Source organism: Streptomyces sp. NPDC048734 (assembly GCF_043198675.1).
Classification (GTDB): domain Bacteria; phylum Actinomycetota; class Actinomycetes; order Streptomycetales; family Streptomycetaceae; genus Streptomyces.
Genome location: NZ_JBICUZ010000013.1, coordinates 143,475 through 161,250, shown reverse-complemented (window position 1 = coordinate 161,250; position 17,776 = coordinate 143,475). Strand labels below are relative to the sequence as shown.

Annotated in this window: 7 protein-coding genes; 1 reads left to right on the top strand and 6 read right to left on the bottom strand. The window is 73.0% G+C overall.

The window, feature by feature from the left end; translation table 11 throughout:
- Positions 1 to 5: 5 nt before the first annotated feature.
- The 3 genes from ACGFQC_RS28855 to ACGFQC_RS28845 form a co-directional block, all read right to left on the bottom strand.
- Positions 6 to 491, bottom strand: coding sequence for a hypothetical protein (locus tag ACGFQC_RS28855; RefSeq protein WP_363090098.1), 486 nt, complete (start codon positions 489 to 491; stop codon positions 6 to 8).
- Between the two features lie 439 nt (positions 492 to 930).
- Complete coding sequence (locus tag ACGFQC_RS28850) at positions 931 to 1,701, bottom strand: alpha/beta fold hydrolase (protein ID WP_363090099.1); 771 nt, start codon at positions 1,699 to 1,701, stop codon at positions 931 to 933.
- 289 nt (positions 1,702 to 1,990) lie between these two features.
- Complete coding sequence (locus ACGFQC_RS28845) at positions 1,991 to 3,337, bottom strand: lysine N(6)-hydroxylase/L-ornithine N(5)-oxygenase family protein (RefSeq protein WP_363090100.1); 1,347 nt, start codon at positions 3,335 to 3,337, stop codon at positions 1,991 to 1,993.
- Positions 3,338 to 3,754: 417 nt separating this feature from the next.
- Between ACGFQC_RS28845 and ACGFQC_RS28840 the strand changes: the two genes are divergently transcribed.
- A complete protein-coding gene (locus ACGFQC_RS28840; RefSeq protein WP_363090101.1) occupies positions 3,755 to 4,297 on the top strand; it encodes a DUF1707 domain-containing protein in 543 nt (180 codons plus the stop codon).
- Between the two features lie 297 nt (positions 4,298 to 4,594).
- Here the strand turns inward: ACGFQC_RS28840 and ACGFQC_RS28835 are convergent, their stop codons facing one another.
- The 3 genes from ACGFQC_RS28835 to ACGFQC_RS28825 form a co-directional block, all read right to left on the bottom strand.
- Complete coding sequence (locus ACGFQC_RS28835; protein WP_363090102.1) at positions 4,595 to 7,825, bottom strand: AMP-binding protein; 3,231 nt, start codon at positions 7,823 to 7,825, stop codon at positions 4,595 to 4,597.
- Between the two features lie 190 nt (positions 7,826 to 8,015).
- Positions 8,016 to 11,135: an acyltransferase domain-containing protein gene (locus ACGFQC_RS28830; RefSeq protein ID WP_363090103.1), complete on the bottom strand. Its 3,120-nt coding sequence runs from the start codon at positions 11,133 to 11,135 to the stop codon at positions 8,016 to 8,018.
- A 1-nt stretch (position 11,136) separates the two neighbouring features.
- On the bottom strand, positions 11,137 to 17,775 hold the full coding sequence (locus ACGFQC_RS28825) for a type I polyketide synthase (protein ID WP_363090104.1): 6,639 nt from the start codon (positions 17,773 to 17,775) through the stop codon (positions 11,137 to 11,139).
- Between the last annotated feature and the right edge of the window lies 1 nt (position 17,776).

Below are 17,776 nucleotides of genomic sequence, written 5' to 3'. Positions count from 1 at the left end.
CTGGTTCAGCGCACCCAGGCGGTGTAGCGCTGCCGCCTTCGTTTGCCGTGCCGATCGGTGGTGCGGGGAGCGCGGTCCTGCTCCGCCACGGCGGAGGCCAGCTGCCCCAACCACGCGTCCACCGTACGCCCTTCGCGGCCGGCGGCCTGCTCGATGGCCGCCATCAGCTGTCTGGAAACGCGCACGTCGACATGCGCCGTGGCACCTTCCCCGACGTCCGGTGTGCCGCTGCCCGGCGCGGTCCCGGACGACGGCCCGGAAGACGATGGCGTCACGACGAAGTCCGGTTCGTCTCCATGGAACGGAAGTTCGACGGAGCCCGGAACGAGGTCGCGGCTGATTTCGTCCGCGGCGGCCACCAGCGCGTCGCGCAACGCGAGTCGGATCGCCGACTCCAGTTGCGCTGCCCGCACACCGGCATCCTCACTGTCGCTCCGCGCGAGCGCCGCGAACTCGCGCCCGAGCCTGTCCACGAACGGGCTGACATCCATGGCGCCATGATGGCGCATATGTTGCGCCATCGCAAGTTGCTGCGATCCGATTGGCGCCACGGAAGTCCTGCGGTGACCGAACGGTTCGCCGGGACCGGAATGCCACGCCACCGTCACCGAGCCGCTCGGGAGAAGGGGAGCCACCCGGACCGTGCCGGGTGATCGCCGGGTCCGCGCGTGTGAGGGTCCTGCGGGCCGAACCGGCGCTTCCCCGCCCGCAACCGGCTGCGGACCGAGCACACATGACGTGGTGAAGAGGGCCGCGTGGACGGCGCGGTCCCGGACGCGTCCGAGGGCGAAGGTCCGGAGGACGCGGAGAACGAGGGTCCGAAGGAGTCCGAGGACGAGGGTCCGGAGGACGCCGGGTCCCCTCGGGCGCCCGTGGTCCCGGGCCGTCCCGGAGCGGATCAGGAAGAGCGGACGTGGTCCGTCACGCGCGTCATGAGGCGGTCCCCGTACGGTGCTCGGCGCGGCTCAGTACGTCCCTCAGGTCCGCCAGCAGCACGGCTTCCTGGGCTCTGAGGTAGAAGTGCCCACCGGACAGCACCCGGAGCCGGAAGGCGTCGTGCGTCATGTCCGCCCAGCCGCGCATCTGCTCCGGGGTCACTTCGGGGTCGTCATCACCGGTGTAGCCGTACACCGGGCAGTCGAGCGGAGACCGGTGGCCACCGGGATAGCCGTCCACCAACCAGTAGTCCGCGCGGACCGCGGGGAGCAGGATCTCCCGCAGGTCAGGGTCGGCGAAGACCGGGGCACGGCTCTCGTCGAAGCGCACGACGTCCGCGATGATCTCCTCGTCCGTGCCGAAGTACTGCCGCTGGCCCTCCAGCGCGTGCGGCGGACGTCTGCCGGACACGCACAGGGCGGCCGGCGGACACCCCCGGTCCTGGAGGCGCAGCGCCACCTCGTGCGCCACCGAAGCCCCCATGCTGTGACCGAACAGCACCAGCCGATGCCGCGTCAGCTCGCCGAGCGCGTCGGCTATGTCGTCCGCGAGGGCTTCCAGCCCGGACGGGAACGGATCGCCGAGCCGGTCCTCGCGGCCCGGGTACCGGACAGCGAGCACGCCGACGTCCGACGGCAGTCCCAGATGCCAGGTGCGGTAGGCGCTCGCCCAGCCGCCGGCATGGGGGAAGCAGACGAGCTTCGTCCCGCACCCGTCGTCGTCACGGAAGCGGCGCACCCACCGCTCCCCCCTCGCACTGCTCATCCGAGAATTCCCTTCCGCACGCCGGACACAGGTAGTGATCAGCACGATGGGTGAAAAGACACACCGGGGCACACCGCGGCTCCGCCCCGGCACGGAACGACCCCGCGCCGCGCCCGACGACCTCCGAGGAGGGGTCCGGAGAGTGCAGGAGCACGAGGCGGCGGACCGGCGCCCGACGGCCGTCAACCGGTTCCGGTCCCCTCGGCGGCGTGGCCGGACGGCGAGCGGCCGCGGGCGGGATCGGGCGTCACGGACGCGGCGCCGGTCCCGCCTTCCGTTCCGCGGGCGTTCAGCGGATGTCGCCTCCGACGTTGGCGGGGACCGCGTGCGCGGCACTCCGCTCCGCACGCCGGGTGACGATCGATTCGGCGATCTCGCCGCTTCGTACGGCGATGTTCGACAGCAGCGAGGAGGTCAGGCCGTGGGTGTGCTCGGTGCCGCCCTGGAGGTAGATGCCGCACTGCAGGTGAGGGGCGGTGACGATGCGGTAGTCCCGCTCCACCCGGTACCGGCCCGCCTCGTCGCGCAGGCAGTGACGGTCGAGATCGCCGAGCAGGTCCGTGGGCTCCATCGTCTTGTAGCCGGTCGCGCAGACGAGTGCGTCGAAGTCGAGTTCGCGCACCTCGCCGTTGGGGCCCGCCTCCAGCGAGACGCGGGTCTCGGCGCCGGCGCGCTTCACGTCGGTGACCCTCGTCAGATTGAGGAACTGAAGGCGGCCGGCGCCCCGTACGTCCTCGTCGTACGCCCTGCGGTACAGGTCCCGGATCACGTCGTCGTCCACGACCGAGTAGTTCGTGTTGCGGTGGTAGCGCCAGAACGCCTCGCGCGTCTGCTCGGTACCGAAGTAGTAGTCGTCGACGGCCCCGGGATCGAAGATCTGATTGGCGAAGGGGGTGTCGTCGGCGACGGCGTAGCCGTAGGACGGGATGATCGCCCACACCTGGGCGTGCGGAAGCTCGTCGTGCAGGAACCTGGTGATCTCGGCGGCGCTCTGGCCCGCCCCGACCACCGCCACCCGACGCAGTTCCGCGGGGTTCATCCGGCGGAACTTCTCCAGGAACTCGGAGCTGTGCCACACCCGTTCGTCCCGCTCGACCCCCTCGGGCATGCTCGGGACCAGGCCGGTCGAGATCACCACGTTCCGCGCCTCGACCACGCGGCTGACCCGGCCGGCGGCGTCGGCCACCTCCAGGCGGAGCCGGTCGGACAGTTCCGGAACGGCGCCCTGCGGCAGCCGGATCGACGTCACCCGGGAGCCGTACGCGATGCGATCGGCCACCTGCGCCTGCGCCCACTCGAGGTACTGGTGGAACTCCTGGCGAGTGGGGAAGAAGTCCTTGTTGTTGACGAACTGCGCGAGCCGTCCGGACGCGTGCAGATACGCGATGAAGCTGAAATTCGACGTGGGATTGCGGAAGGTGACCAGGTCCTTGAGAAAGGATATCTGCATGGTCGCCGACGGCAGCAGCATGTTGCGGTGCCAGCCGAAGGAGGACTGACGCTCGAAGAAGAGGCTGCTGACCTCATTCTCCGGACCATTCGCCCGGTACTCCTCCAGGGCGATGGCGAGCGACAGGTTGGACGGACCGAAACCAATTCCGACCACGTCGTAGGTCTCGTGTTCACGATCACTCATAGAGAATTCTCCCGCTGGCATGGATGTGCGATGTGCTGTTCGCATCGTCGATCGGTAATCTTCCGCCCCAGAAGGACCCACGTCCGGGCGAGATTGCGTTTCCATCGGCCGTGCCGCCAACGTAGACCGGCACGATGAACCATTCAAGTACACCGGACTCAGCCGACGCTCACCGGTCTATCAGCACATCCGCGGGGGCCGTTCGTCGGTGTCCCGCCGGCGGGACACCGAGTTCGTTCTCCCTCGATATCACGAGCCGGAGAAAATGCGGGGCGGTCCGCCCGCCGCGCCGGAATCCCCTGGTCCTGCCGGTGGCCGACGGCCCGTTCCTCACGCACCTGTCCGTCATGCGGATCCCGGGACGACCGCGGAAGGGAATGACGGTCCCCGTCGTCGGTACGGAACTACAGTGGGCCGGTGACCTCTCTCCCGCAAGACCCGCTGTCGGTGATCAGCGAGGACGACCGCGACGCGGCCGTGCGGCGCGTGCAGGAGGCGTACGCCGAAGGGCACGTCTCACACGAGGAGATGGACGAGCGCCTGGACCGGGTGCTCACCGCCGGGACGCACGGCGAACTCGTGTCGGCCCTGGCCTCGCTCCCGGGGGAGAAGGCGGACACGGCGGGCACGATCGCCGCCGCCGGCGGACGGATCAAGCGGCACGGCACGTGGCGGGTGCCCCGGAGCCTCAGGGTCGAGTCCGCATACGGAAGGGTGCGCCTGGACCTGTCCCGGGCGGTCATCGAGCATCCGGTCGTCGACATCGAGCTGCGACTCGGCACCGGCGGGGCCAGGATCACGGTGCCCCGCGACGCGGTCGTCGACCTCGACGGCCTGCACACCGGGTGGAAGGACCTGCGCTACAAGGCCCGTCGGCGTTCCCGTCCCGGCGGGCCGCTGATCCGGATCTCCGGGACCATGGGGTTCGGACGGCTGAAGATCCGCCACGCGCGGCGCTGAGGCCCCGTCCCGGTAGCAGGATCACCTGTCCGGCGCTTCCCCGTCCCCGCTCGACCGCCGTGCGGGCGCGGTCTCGGCGGCCGGCGTTCGGCAGCCGGCGGCCGGCGTTCGTCGGCCGGAACTCCCGCCCGGTCGGCCTGCACCGTCCGGGCGACCACCGGCACACGGTTCCCGCCGGCCGAGGCCGGCAGCCCCGGCGGCCCGGAGCCGCGGGACCCGGGCCCGGTCGCCCGGGACCTCCCGAGTCCTGCGAACCCGCTCCGGCGAGCTGCTCCGCGGCCGTGCGGCGGGCACCGCTCAGAGGACTTCGCCCTCCTTCGTCCTCTTGCGCAGAGCGGGCCTGCTCGACCGGGTGAGGTCCTCCCAGATGTCCGACAGACCGGCGACGGTGCGCGTGGCGAACAGCCTGCGGATGGACACCTCGAGGTTCAGTTCCGCCCGGATCAGGCCGATCAGCCTGATGGCCCGCAGCGAGTTGCCACCGAGGTCGAAGAAGTCGTCGTCGATGCCCACCCTGTCCAGCTCGAGCACGTCGGCGAACGCCTCGGCCAGGATCCGCTCGGTGCGGTTGCGCGGTGCCCGGTACGACCCGTCGTCGAACTCGGGCTCCGGCAGCGACGCCCGGTCCACCCTGCCGCCCACCGTCACCGGAAGGCGTTCCAGCGGGACGAACACCGACGGCACCATGAACTCCGGCAGCCGCCCCGCGGCGAACCGGCGCAGTTCCTCACCCGAGAGGTCGCCCCGGCCGCCCGCCGGGACCACGTAGGCCACCAGCCGCCGCTGCCCGGATCCGTCCTCCCTGACGGCCACCACCGACTGCGCCAGCCCGGGATGCTCGGACAGCACCTCCTCGACCTCGGCCGGCTCGACCGGGACACCGCGTACCTCGGCCTGGACATCGGACCTGCCCACGTACTCGAGCCGGTCGTCGGTACCCCACCGCACCCGGTCCCCGGTCCGGTACATCAGGCCGCCGGCCGGACCGAACGGGCAGGGCACGAACCGCTCCGCGGTCTGCCCGGGCCGTCCGGGACGGCCCCGTGTCACGCCGGACCCGGCCACGTACAGTTCCCCGGTCACACCGGCGGGGACCGGCGTCAGCCCCGGCCCCAGCACGTAGAGGGCGGTGTTGTCCATCGGGCGGCCGACCGTGCCCGCGCGGTGCGCCGGTTCGCCGGCCGCCAGGCGGTCGGACGCGGCGAACACGGTCGTCTCCGCCGGACCGTGGCCCCTGACGACCGTCAGCTCGGGGCAGGCCTCACGGACCCGTCGCACCGCGGCCGCGGACACGTGGTCGCCACCGGTCCACACCTCGCGCAACCCCGCGACGCAGCCGGGGCGTTCCGCCGCGATCGCCGAGAACAGGCCCGCGGACAGCCACACCGTGGAGACCCGGTCCGCCGCACCCGACTCGGTCAGCGCGTCGATGGCCGGCACCCCCGCAGGAGCCACGACCACCCGGCCGCCGTTCAGCAGGGGCACCCACAGTTCGAGGGCGAGCACGTCGGAGGTGTGCGGCGAATGCCACAGCACGGCGCCGCGGCCGCCCTCCCGCCAGTGGCGGTCCAGGACGAACCGTTCCATGTTCCGGTGCGTCACGGCGACTCCCGCGGCCGCGTCGGCCGGTCCGGAGCCGTACATCACGGCCAGCAGGTTGTCCCGGCGCGGCGGGACCGGAACCTCCCGCACACCGTCGCCGTCGCCGTCGGCGGTCTCCGACCGGAGGTCGTCGAACACGATCACCGGCACGTCCGGACCGGCGGAGAGCACCTCGGCCGTCGCCGCGTCGGTGAGCAGTGCGCGCACCGGGAGGTCACCGGCCACCGACCTGATCCGCTCCGCGGGGAGTGCCGGATCGACCGGCAGGTAGGCACCGCCCGCCTTCACCACCCCCAGCAGGGCGACGGCCAGGTCCACCGACCGGGGCATCGCCACCGCCACGACCGTCTCGGGTCCGACGCGCCGCCGTCGCAGCGCCTCGGCCAGGCGGGTCGAGCGCTCGTCCAGCTCCCGGTACGAGACCGCCGAGTCCCCGGACACCACCGCGACGTCTTCGGGAGCCCGCTCCACCTGACGGGCGAACAGCTCCCCGACCGTCAGCCCCGGCACCGGCGCGTCCGTGGCGTTCGGTGCCGTCAGCACCCGGTCCCGCTCGGCACCGCCCACCACGTCCAGCGCGCCGACCGGCCGTTGCGGACCGGCGGCCGTCACGGCACGGATGCAGGCGATCAACTCCTCGCCGAAGAAGCGCAGTTCCGCGCCGGAGTACAGGCCCGCGGGTGCGTCGAGCCGGAGGTACAGGTCGCTGTCGGCGCTCCCGTCGGTGTAGACGCCGATCGACAGCTCGTCGAAGGACCCGGTCGTCCCGCAGAAGTAGCGCGCAGGGCTGCCGGCGAAGTGGACCTGCTCCACGAACTCGACGACGTTGATGACGGCACCGAAACTGCCGCGACCGCTCAGGACGGCCCCGCTCGCGCGCTGGATCTCCGAGTAGTGGCAGGCGGTCCGGCCGAAGATCTCGTACGTCTGGTCCACCACCGCGTCGGCGATCTCGGCGAAGGTCGCGCCGAGCGGGACCTCCATCCGCACCGGCACCACGTTCACCGCCAGGCCGGGTGTCCTGCCCGCCGCCCCGGACCGGTTGCCCACGGCCAGCGAGAGGAGGAACTCCGGACGGTCGCAGCGGTGCCGGAAGTACACCGCCGCGGCCGCGGTCAGCATCGACGACATCCACACGCCCAGGGACTTCGCGGTCTCGGTCCACGTGTCCGCCTCGGCTCGCGGAACGGTCAGCGTGCGGCTCACCATGCCGATGGAGTCGGCCAACTCCCCCCAGCGGTCGGCCTCGCCCGTCGGTTCGCGGAGCGCGGACCGCGTCGCGTCGGACAGGACGACGCGCGGAACCTGCGCGGGCGCGGGCGCGTCCGCCAGGTAGTCGCGCCAGAACTCCGTGTCGTCGGCGCGCTCCTGGGAGGCGTCGTAGTCCGCCGCCCCGGTGGCGAACGACTCGGCGTCCCAGCGGTGCGGCGGCTCCGGTACCCGCGCTCCCCGCACCAGCGCCGTGTACACCTCGGCGAGGCGCTGCGAGAGCAGGCCGCCCGCGCCGTAGCCGTCCGATATGAGGTGGTGGTAGGCGATCACCACGAGCGAGCGGGCCGGCGCGAGTCTGACCACGCCCAGCCGGAACAGCAGATCGCGCTCCAGGTCGAACGGCTGCTTCACCATGTCGGCCAGCGCTTCGCGCGCCGCCTGTTCGGGATCGGCCTCGGCGCCGAGGTCCAGGAAGAACGGCCGCCAGTCGCCCAGTTCGCGGGGCACCAGCCGCAACCCGCCGCCGTCGTCGGCGAAGTTGACGCGCAGTACTTCCGCCTCGCCCATCACGTGCAGGAACGCGGACTCCATGACCGCCGCGTCCAGCTCACCGTCCACATCCCACATGGTCAGCGCGTGGTTCAGCGTATCGGAAGACATTCTCTGCGCCAGCCACAGTCCTTTGTGCGCAGACGACGCACCGAACGAACGCATACGGATCAACCCCTCAGCAGGCAAACGCGGGAAGCGGGAGGAATTCGCGGGTCACCTCCGTCTTCACGGAAGTGGACCGACCGGTCGGGACAACGCCGGTGCCGGGACGGGGCAGGTCCGTGTCGAACCCGCCCTGTCCCGTCGGCGGGACGGCTCCACGGGGCGGGAAAGCGCCCGGAGGACAGTGAGACTACTGCGGATCGGGGCCTGCCAGCGAGGACATGATGTGCCCGGCGATCAGTCTCGGTGACGGGTACCGCAGCGCCACGTTCGCCCGCAGCTTGAGTCCGGTCGACGCGGCCAGGCGTTTGCTCAGCTCCACCGACAGCAACGAGTCGAACCCGGCGTCCTTGAACTCCTGGTCGGCGTCCACGGCCTCTCCGGAGGGGTGTCCGAGCACGACGGCGACCCGCTCCAGGACGTGGTCCAGCACGAGTGCCTCCGCGTCACCGCGGGGGAGGGCGGCGATCCTCTCCGACAGGGGGACGGCGTGGTCGTCGTCCGCGGGCCGCTCCGCCGGGGGCGCCTCCGCCACCGCCGCCGTGTGCGTGGAGTTCAGCCAGTACCGCTGCCGCTGGAACGCGTACGTCGGGAGATCCACGCGCGAACGCGCCCCGAACAGGGCGCTCCAGTCCACGGACCCGCCCCGGACGTGCAGTTGGGCCAGCGAGCCGACCACCGCCTCCACCTCCCCCCGGTCCCGGCGCGACGACGACAGGACCAGCGCGTCGTCCACCTCCTCGACCATCTCCTGCACCGGGACGGTCAGGACGGGGTGCGGACTCATCTCGATGAAGACCCGGAAACCGTCGGCGACCAACCGCCGGACGGAGGAAGCGAAGAGAACCTTCTCGCGCAGGTTCTTGTACCAGTACTCGCCGTTCAGCTCCGCGGTGTCGGTCGTCCTGCCGTACAGGGTCGAGTAGAAGGGCAGTGCCGACGTTGCCGGGCTCACGTCGGACAGCGATCCGATCACCTGTTCGCGGACCCGGGCCACCTGCGGGGAGTGGGAGGCGTAGTCCACCGATATCCTCCGGGCCTGGACGCCTTCGGCCTTCATCTTCTCGACGAACTCGTCGAGTGCGTCCGGTTCGCCGGACACCACCACCGAGCGGGGTCCGTTGACGACGGCGACGCTCACCCGGTCGTGCCACGGAGCCAGACGTTCCTCGACGAGCTCCGCGGACTCCACGACCGACGCCATCCCGCCGTGACCGATCAGAGTCACCAGGGTCTTGCTGCGGAGCGCCACGACCTTGGCGGCGTCGCGCAACGACAGCGCGCCGCACACGTGGGCGGCGGCTATCTCGCCCTGGCTGTGCCCCACCACCGCGGCCGGCTCCACGCCCCAGGACCGCCACAGGGCGGCCATGGACACCATCACCGAGAACAGGGCCGGCTGCACCACGTCCACCCGGTCCAGGGTCGGCGCCCCCGGCACGCCGCGCACCACGTCGAGCAGCGACCAGTCGACCCACTCGGCCAGCGCGGCCGCGCACCCGTCCATGCTCCGCGCGAAGACCGGGAAGGTGTCGTACAGCTGCCGGCCCATGCCGACCCACTGCGACCCCTGTCCCGGGAACATGAAGGCGACACCGCCGAGGTTCCCGGCGACGCCGCGCACCACCGCGGCGGACTCCGCGCCGTCGGACAACGACGCCAGACCGCTCAGCAGCTCGTCGCGGCCGCGGCCCAGCACCACCGCACGGTGGTCGAACCGCGACCGGCTCGACGCCAGCGACCAGCCGATGCCGGCGACGTCCGCACCCGGATCGGCGGCGACGAAGTCGCGCAGCCTGCCCGTCTGCCGCTCCAGGGCCGCCGCGTTCTTTCCCGACACCACCCAGGGCACCAGGCCGCCGGGCACCGCCGGGCCCGGGCCGGGTCCGTCCGCCGGCTCCCGCGGCCCCGCTTCCTCCAGGACCACGTGCGCGTTGGTGCCGCTGACGCCGAACGACGACACGCCGGCCCGCCGCGGACCGTCCGGCCGGGGCCACTCCCGCCCGTCCAGCAGCAGTTCGACCGCGCCGGGGGACCAGTCCACGTGCCGCGAGGGCGTGTCCACGTGCAAGGTCTTCGGCAGGAACCCGTGCCGCATGGCCATCACCATCTTGATGACCCCGGCGACCCCGGCCGCGGCCTGGGCGTGGCCCATGTTGGACTTCATGGACCCCAGCCAGAGCGGCCTGCCCTCGGCCCGGTCCCGCCCGTAGGTCGCCATCAGGGCGCCCGCCTCGATGGGGTCCCCCAGCACGGTACCGGTGCCGTGGGCCTCGACCGCGTCCACCTCGGAGGCCGCGACGCCCGCGTTCGCCAGTGCCTGCCGGATCACCTTCTCCTGGGCGCGGCCGTTGGGAGCGGTCAGCCCGTTGCTGGCCCCGTCCTGGTTCACCGCGCTGCCGCGGACGACGGCGAGCACCGGGTGGCCGTTGCGGCGGGCGTCGGACAGCCGCTCCAGCAGCAGCACCCCCGCCCCCTCGGCCCAGCCGGTCCCGTCCGCACCGTCCGCGAAGGACTTGCACCGGCCGTCGGCCGACAGGGCGCCCTGCCGGGAGAACTCCACGAAGATCGCGGGCGTCGACATCACCAGCGCCCCGCCCGCCAGGGCGAGCGAGCACTCCCCCGCACGCAGTGACTGCACCGCCAGGTGCAGGGCCACCAGCGAGGACGAGCACGCCGTGTCCACGGACAGCGTCGGCCCGGTCAGCCCCAGCTCGTACGCCACCCGGCCGGACGCGACGCTCAGCGCGCTCCCGTGCATCAGGTAGCCCTCGAGCTCGTTGTTGCTCCCCTCCAGGAAACGCCAGCCGTACTCGGTCGAGCTCACCCCGGTGAAGACTCCGACGTCGGTCCCGCGCACGTCGGCGGGAACGATGCCCGCCCGCTCGAACGCCTCCCACGACGTCTGCAGCAGGAGGCGCTGCTGCGGGTCGATCGCCAGCGCCTCACGCGGGCTGATGCCGAAGAAGTCCGCGTCGAACTCGGCCACGTCCGTCAGGAACCCCCCGTGGCGCACGTACGAGCTGCCGACCGTGTCGGGATCCGGGTCGTACACGTCCCGCCACCCGCGGTCCGCCGGAAACCCGGCCACGACGTCCACACCGTCGCGGACCATGTCCCACAGGTCCTCGGGCGACGCCACGCCTCCCGGGTAGCGGCACGCCATGGACACCACGGCGATCGGCTCGACGCGGCCGGCTTTCAGGGCGTCGTTCTCCTGCCGGAGGCGGTCGCGCTCCTCCAGCAGCGTGCGGAGCGCCCGCTGGACCCGGTCCGCGCCGTCCGCTGTGCGATCCGCGGAGTTGTTCATGTCACTCACCCTTCTCATCCAGAGCCAGGTCGACGAGTGCTTCCAGGTCCATGTCCGCCAGTTCCGCCGGTTCCGCCGGTTCCGCCGGTTCCGCCGGTTCGGCCGCACCGGTGTCCGCGTCCGCCGCCCGCCCGTCGGCGTCCGGCCGGGCCGGGCCGGCGCACGCCAGGACCAGCTCCAGGACGCCCGCGCCGCGCAGGCTGTCGATCGAGACGGTCCGCAGCACTTCCCGGATCTCCGCGTCCTCGTGCGGGCTCGTCCGCGGTTGCGGACGGAGCAGGCCGCGTATGTGGGCGCCCAGCTCGCGGGGGGTCGGGTAGCTGAAGACGAGGGTGGACGGCAGGCGCAGTCCGGTCGAGGACGCCAGGCGGTTGCACAGTTCGACCGACGTCAGCGAGTCGAATCCGAGGTGGGTGAACGCCTGGTCGGCCTCGACGGCCGCGCCGGACGGGTGTCCGAGCACGATGGCGGCCTGCTCGCGGACCCAGTCGAGGACGACGGCCTCCCCCTCGTCCTCCGCGAGGCCGGCCAGCCTGGCGGGCAGGCCGAGGGGACCGCCGTCCCCGGTCGTGCTCGTCCGCTTCCGGCGCGGACGGCCGCCGTCGACGAGGTCGCGCAGGAGGAGCGGCAGCTCGTCACCGCTCCTGTCGCGCAGCGCGGAGACGTCCAGCCGGGCCGGGATCAGCACGGGCTTGTCGATCGCGCACGCCGAGTCGAACAGGGCCAGTGCCTCGGGTGTCGGCATCGGGGCGACGCCGAGGCGCCGCACCCGCGAGAGGTCGACCTCGTCCAGGTCCCCGGTCATGCCGCTGCTCTGTCCCCACCAGCCCCAGCACAGCGACGTGCCGACCAGGCCGGACGCCCTGCGCTGTGCCGCCAGGCCGTCCAGGAACCCGTTGGCCGCGGCGTAGTTGGCCTGTCCCGCGGTGCCGAGCGTGCCCGCGAGGGCGGAGAACAGGACGAACGCCGAGAGGTGGTGTCCCCCGGTCAGCTCGTGCAGGTTGACCGCACCGCCGGCCTTGGCGCGCAGCACGTGGTCGAAGCTCTCCGCGGTCAGCGACTCGACGGTACCGTCCGCCAGGACGCCCGCCGCGTGCACGACCGCCGTCAGCGGGTGCGCGGGAGGCATGTCCGCGAGCACCTCCGCCACGGCGTCGCGGTCCGCGACGTCGCACTCCACGACCCGGACGAGCGCGCCCGCCTCCTCCAGGTCCGAGACCAGCTCGAGAGCCCCGTCGGCCGCCGTGCCCCGACGGCTCGCCAGTACCAGGCTCGGCACGCCGTGCTCGGCGACGAGGTGCCGCGCAACCAGCGCGCCCACTCCCCCGGTGCCGCCGGTGACCAGCACGGTCCCGCCGCCGAAGCCGCTGCCCAGGTCGAAGACGATCTTCCCGACGTGGCGGCCCCGGCTCATCTCGCGGAACGCCTTGCGCGCGTCGCGGATGTCGCGGACGGAGATCGGGCCCAGGTGCACCCGCCCGTCGGCGAACAGCTCCATGACGGCGCGGAACATCTCGTGGATCGCGTCCGGGCCCGCCTCGTAGAGGTCGAAGGCCCGGTAGTCGACCCCGGGGTGGTCGGCCGCCACCCGCCGGGGATCGCGGATGTCCGTCTTCCCCATCTCGACGAAGCCGCCGCCCCCGGGGAGCAGCCTCAGCGAGGAGTCGACGAACTCGTGGGCGAGGGAGTTCAGCACGACGTCCACACCGCGACCGCCCGTGGAGTCCAGGAACGTGTCCGCGAACTCCAGGTCCCGCGACGACGCCAGGTGCGCGTCGTCCAGTCCCAGGGCGCGCAGGGCGGGCCACTTGGCCGGGCTCGCGGTCGCGTAGATCTCGGCACCGGCGTGCCCGGCCAGCTGGACGGCGGCCGTCCCCACGCCGCCCGCCGCGGCGTGGATGAGGACGCGTTGGCCCCTGCGCAGGTTCCCCACGTGGAAGAGGCCGTGGTACGCGGTGAGGAAGGCGCCCGGCACGGACGCCGCCTCGGCGTAGCTCCACTCCTCGGGGATGGGCATGAGCATGCGGTGATCGGCCACGGCCACGCGGCCGAAAGCGCCGGAGAAGATGCCCATCACCCGGTCGCCCGGCGCGAGACCGGTGACGTCGTCCGCCACCTCCAGCACGATGCCGGCGCCCTCGCTGCCGAGCCCGGCGTCGATGGCCGTCCTCTCCACCAGTCCCAGGGCGATCGTGACGTCCCGGAAGTTGAGCCCCGCGGCGTGGACGGAGACGCGCACCTGACCGCTCGTGAGGGGTTCTTCCACCTCGGGGCAGGGAACCCAGATCAGGTTCTCCAGCGTCCCCTTGTCCGGGATGCCCAGCCGGTGGGCACCTGTCGCCGGCGGCTCGATCCGGTGGTGCGCCGGGGAGGCCGCCGTCAGGCGGGGGGTGAGGTACGCGCCGCCGCGCAGGGCCAGTTGGTCCTCGCCGAGGGCGAGCACGTCCGGGAAGCACGCCCAGGACGCCTCCTCGTCGTCGACGTCCACCAGCCGGAACCTGCCGGGGTGCTCCGTCTGGGCGGACCGGATCAGGCCCCACACGGACGCGCCGGGCAGGCTTTCGACGCTCTCCCCCGCGCCGGTGTCGAAGGCCAGCCGGGTGAGGACCACCAGGGTGGACCCGGCGAGCGGCTCCTCGGCGAGGAAGCGCTGCACCAGGCCCAGCACGTACGTGTCCGCGCCGGCGGCCGCGGCGAGCGGACCGGTGCCGGCGGCGACGAAGTCGTCCAGGCACAGGACGACGTGCCGGGGTGCCTCCGCGGGGAGGACGTCGTCCAGGGACGCGTGGAACACGGCCCTGTCGTCGGCCGCCTCGCAGAGCCGGGCGGCCAGGCCGTCCTTCGCGCCGAGAACACCCCACCGTCCGCGGTGGGTCTCCCGCTCGCCGCGCCGGACCGGTCGCCATTGCAGTTCGTACAGAGACCGCTCGTTCCCGCCGCGCGCCGAGCGCACCTGCTCGGCGCTCGCGGGCCGGAACGCCAGCGTCCCGATGTGAGCGATCCCGCGGCCGTGCTCGTCGGCGACCGCCACCGACACGGCGCTGTCGCCGGCCCGGGTGACCCGGATCCTCACGGTCCGGCCGCACTCCCCGGTCTGCTCCACCCCGGACCACGAGAAGGGCATCCACCCCTGGTCACCGCTGACCTCGACGACACCGCCGGCCACCACCGCGTGCAGTACGGCGTCCATCAGCGCCGGGTGCAGGGCGAACCCGCCACCGGCCGGACCGTCGGCGGTCGTCGGCAGCGTGGCCGTCGCGAAGAGGTCGTCACCGCGCTGCCACACCTCGCGCAGGCCGCGGAACGTCGGACCGTAGTCGAACCCCGCGTCCGCGAAGGAGTCGTACAGACCGTCGATGCCGAGCCGCTGCGCCCCGGCCGGTGGCCACACGGCGAGTGGTCGCGCGTCGTCGGTCCCCGCGGCCTCCGGCGCCGTGCCCGGTGCCAGGCTCCCCGTCGCGTGACGGGTCCAGCCGCCGGTCGCCCCGTCGTCCCCGCCGGGACGCGAGTACACGTCCAGGGAGCGGCGCCCCGTCCCGTCCGCCGCGCCGACGGCGATCCGCACCCGCACGTCGTCCGGGCCGGGCAGGATCAGGGGAACCTCCAGGGAGAGTTCCTCGATCGCCGCGCACCCGACGAAGCCGCCCACCCACAGCGCCAGGTCCAGGTAGGCCGTCGCCGGTACGACGACCGCGCCGAACACGGTGTGATCGGCCAGCCAGTCGTGGGTCCGCAGGGACCACAGGCCGGTGAACACCACCTCGTCGGTGCCGGGATGGTCCACCACGGCACCCAGCAGCGGGTGCTCCGGAGCCGAGAGACCGGCCGCGGCCACGTCCGCCGTGCCCGTCCCGGCCAGGAAGTCCAGCCAGTACCGCTGCCGCTGGAACACGTACGTCGGGAGGTCCACCCGCCGGCGCGACCCGAACAGGGCCTCCCAGTCCACGGACGCGCCCCGGACGTGCAGCTGGGCCAGCGCACCGACCAGCGCCTCCACCGCCCCGCGGTCCCGCCGCGACGCCGACAGGACCAGCACGTCGTCCACGCCCTCGCCGGCGAACGCCTCCTTGGTGATGCTCGCGAGGGTCGCTCCCGGCCCCACTTCGAGGAAGACGCCCGCCCCGGCCCCGCGGGCGCACTCCACCGCGTCGAAGAAGCGGACGGGCTCGCGGACGTGGTCCACCCAGTGCGCGACGGACGTCAGCTCCTCGAGCGTGGCGTTGCGCCCCAGCCTGGTCGAGACGACCGGGATCGCCATGCGGCCCGCGGGCAGTTCACCGATCGACGCGGCGAACTCGTCCAGGACCGGGTCCATGAGCGGGGAGTGGAACGCGTGGTCGACCTCGAGCGGCTTCGCCGACGTGCCGCCGGCGACGAGCCGGTCCCGGAGTTCGTGCACCTCGTCGTGGTCGCCCGAGACCACCACCGATTCCGGGCCGTTGACGGCGGCGATGCCGGTGCGGCCGTACGGGCCGAGCAGGGCGCTCACGACGTCCTCCGAGGCGCGCACCGCCAGCATCGCGCCACGCTCGGTGACCGTCTGCATGGCCCGCCCGCGGGCGGCCACGAGCCGGGTCGCGCCGTCCAGGTCGACGGCGCCGGACACGTGGGCGGCGGCGATCTCGCCGACCGAGTGGCCGATCAGGTGGTCCGGCTGCCCGCAGTGACGCGTCACGAGCCGGTACAGGGCGACCTGCAGGGCGAACAGCGCCGGCTGTGCGACGTCGGTCCGCCGGGCCCGGGCCTGCGCGGGCGCGTCGTCGAGGAGCAGGGGCTTCAGGGCGAAGGGCAGATGTGCGTCGAAGCGTGCGCAGACCTCGTCGAGGCTCCGCGCGAAGACGGGGAAGGCGTCGTACAGCTGTCGCGCCGCACCGACCCACCGCGATCCCTGCCCCGGGAACATGAAGACCGTTCCGCCGAGGTCCCCGGCGACACCGCGCACCACCCCGGCGGACTCCGCGCCCTCGCTCAACGACGCCAGCCCGCTGAGCAGTTCGTCGCGGTCACGCCCCACCACCACGGCACGGTGCTCGAACCGCGCCCGGCCGGACACCAACGACCACCCGGCGTCGGCGAGGTCCAGGTCCGCGTCGGCGGCGGCGAAGTCGCGCAGCTTCCCCGCCTGCGCCCGCAGCGCCCCCTCCGACCGCGCCGACACGACCCACGGCACCGGCCCGCCGGCGCCGCCCGGCGCCCGGCCGGCGGCGCCGGGCACCGGCTCCTCCCCGGGCGCCTCGGCCAGTTCCTCCTCGGGTGCCTCCTCCAGGATCAGGTGCGCGTTGGTGCCGCTGGCCCCGAAGGCGGACACGCCCGCCCGCCGCGGCCGCCCCGGGGTGCTCGGCCACTGCCTGGCCTCGGTCAGCAGCTCCACCGCCCCCGCCGACCAGTCCACGTGTGTGGAGGGGCGGTCCACGTGGAGCGTCCTGGGCATCACCCCGTGGCGCATCGCCATGATCATCTTGATGATGCCGCCGACGCCCGCGGCCGCCTGCGCGTGGCCGATGTTCGACTTCAACGACCCGAGCCACAGCGGCCGGCCGGCATCCCGGTCCTGCCCGTAGGTGGCCAGCACCGCCTGCGCCTCGATCGGATCGCCCAGCGTCGTACCGGTCCCGTGGGCCTCCATCACGTCCACGTCGCCCGCCCGCACCCGGGCGTCCGCCAACGCCGCCCGGATCACCCGCTGCTGCGCCGGCCCGTTCGGCGCGGTCAGCCCGTTGGACGCCCCGTCCTGGTTGACGGCCGAGCCCCGGATCACCGCCCAGACGCGGTGTCCGTTGCGCCGCGCGTCCGACAGCCGCTCGAGGACCAGGACCCCGACGCCCTCGGAGAATCCGGTGCCGTCCGCCGCGTCGGCGAACGCCTTGCACCGGCCGTCCTTCGCCAGGCCCCGGTTCCGCGACATCTCCCGGAACACCTGCGTCGTCCCCATGACGGTGACGCCCCCGGCCAGGGCCAGCGCGCACTCGCCCTGCCGCAGCGACCGCACCGCCTGGTGCACCGCCACCAGCGACGACGAGCACGCGGTGTCGGTCGACACCGCCGGGCCCTCCAGGCCCAGCGCGTACGCCACGCGCCCGGACGCCATGCTCAGCAGGGAACCGGTCTGCCCGTAGCCCGAGACCGCCTCGGGGGTGGCGAAGTGGTTCCCGTAGCCGAAGTACGCCAGACCGGCGAAGACACCGGTGTCGCTGCCGCGCAGGGTGTGCGGGTCGATGCCGGCCCGCTCCAGGGACTCCCACGAGGTCTCGAGGAGCAACCGGTGCTGCGGGTCGGCGGCCAGCGCCTCGCGCGGGTTGATCCCGAAGAACTCGGCGTCGAAGTCACCCGCGTCGTACAGGAAGCCACCGGCGCGCGCGTAACAGGTGTTCGGCCGGTCCGGATCCGGGTCGTACAGGGCCTCCAGGTCCCAGTTGCGGTCGTCCGGGAAGTCCGACACCGCGTCCCCGCCCGTCCGCACCAGCTCCCACAGCGCCTCCGGGGACGTCGCCCCGCCCGGGAAACGGCAGGCGACGCCCACGACCGCGACGGGCTCGGCGGCGGCCTCCGTCAGCTCCTGCAGGCGCTGACGTGTCTCGATCAGCTCGATCGATGTCCGCTTGAGGTAGTCGAGCACGTCGGCGTTGTTGTCGTTTGTCATC

Excerpts from the sequence above, each read along its gene's own strand:
- ACGFQC_RS28855 (WP_363090098.1), bottom strand. The coding sequence starts at position 491 with ATGGATGTCAGCCCGTTCGTGGACAGGCTCGGGCGCGAGTTCGCGGCG.
- ACGFQC_RS28850 (WP_363090099.1), bottom strand. The coding sequence starts at position 1,701 with ATGAGCAGTGCGAGGGGGGAGCGGTGGGTGCGCCGCTTCCGTGACGAC.
- ACGFQC_RS28845 (WP_363090100.1), bottom strand. The coding sequence starts at position 3,337 with ATGAGTGATCGTGAACACGAGACCTACGACGTGGTCGGAATTGGTTTC.
- ACGFQC_RS28835 (WP_363090102.1), bottom strand. The coding sequence starts at position 7,825 with ATGCGTTCGTTCGGTGCGTCGTCTGCGCACAAAGGACTGTGGCTGGCG.
- ACGFQC_RS28830 (WP_363090103.1), bottom strand. The coding sequence starts at position 11,135 with ATGAACAACTCCGCGGATCGCACAGCGGACGGCGCGGACCGGGTCCAG.
- ACGFQC_RS28825 (WP_363090104.1), bottom strand. The coding sequence starts at position 17,775 with ATGACAAACGACAACAACGCCGACGTGCTCGACTACCTCAAGCGGACA.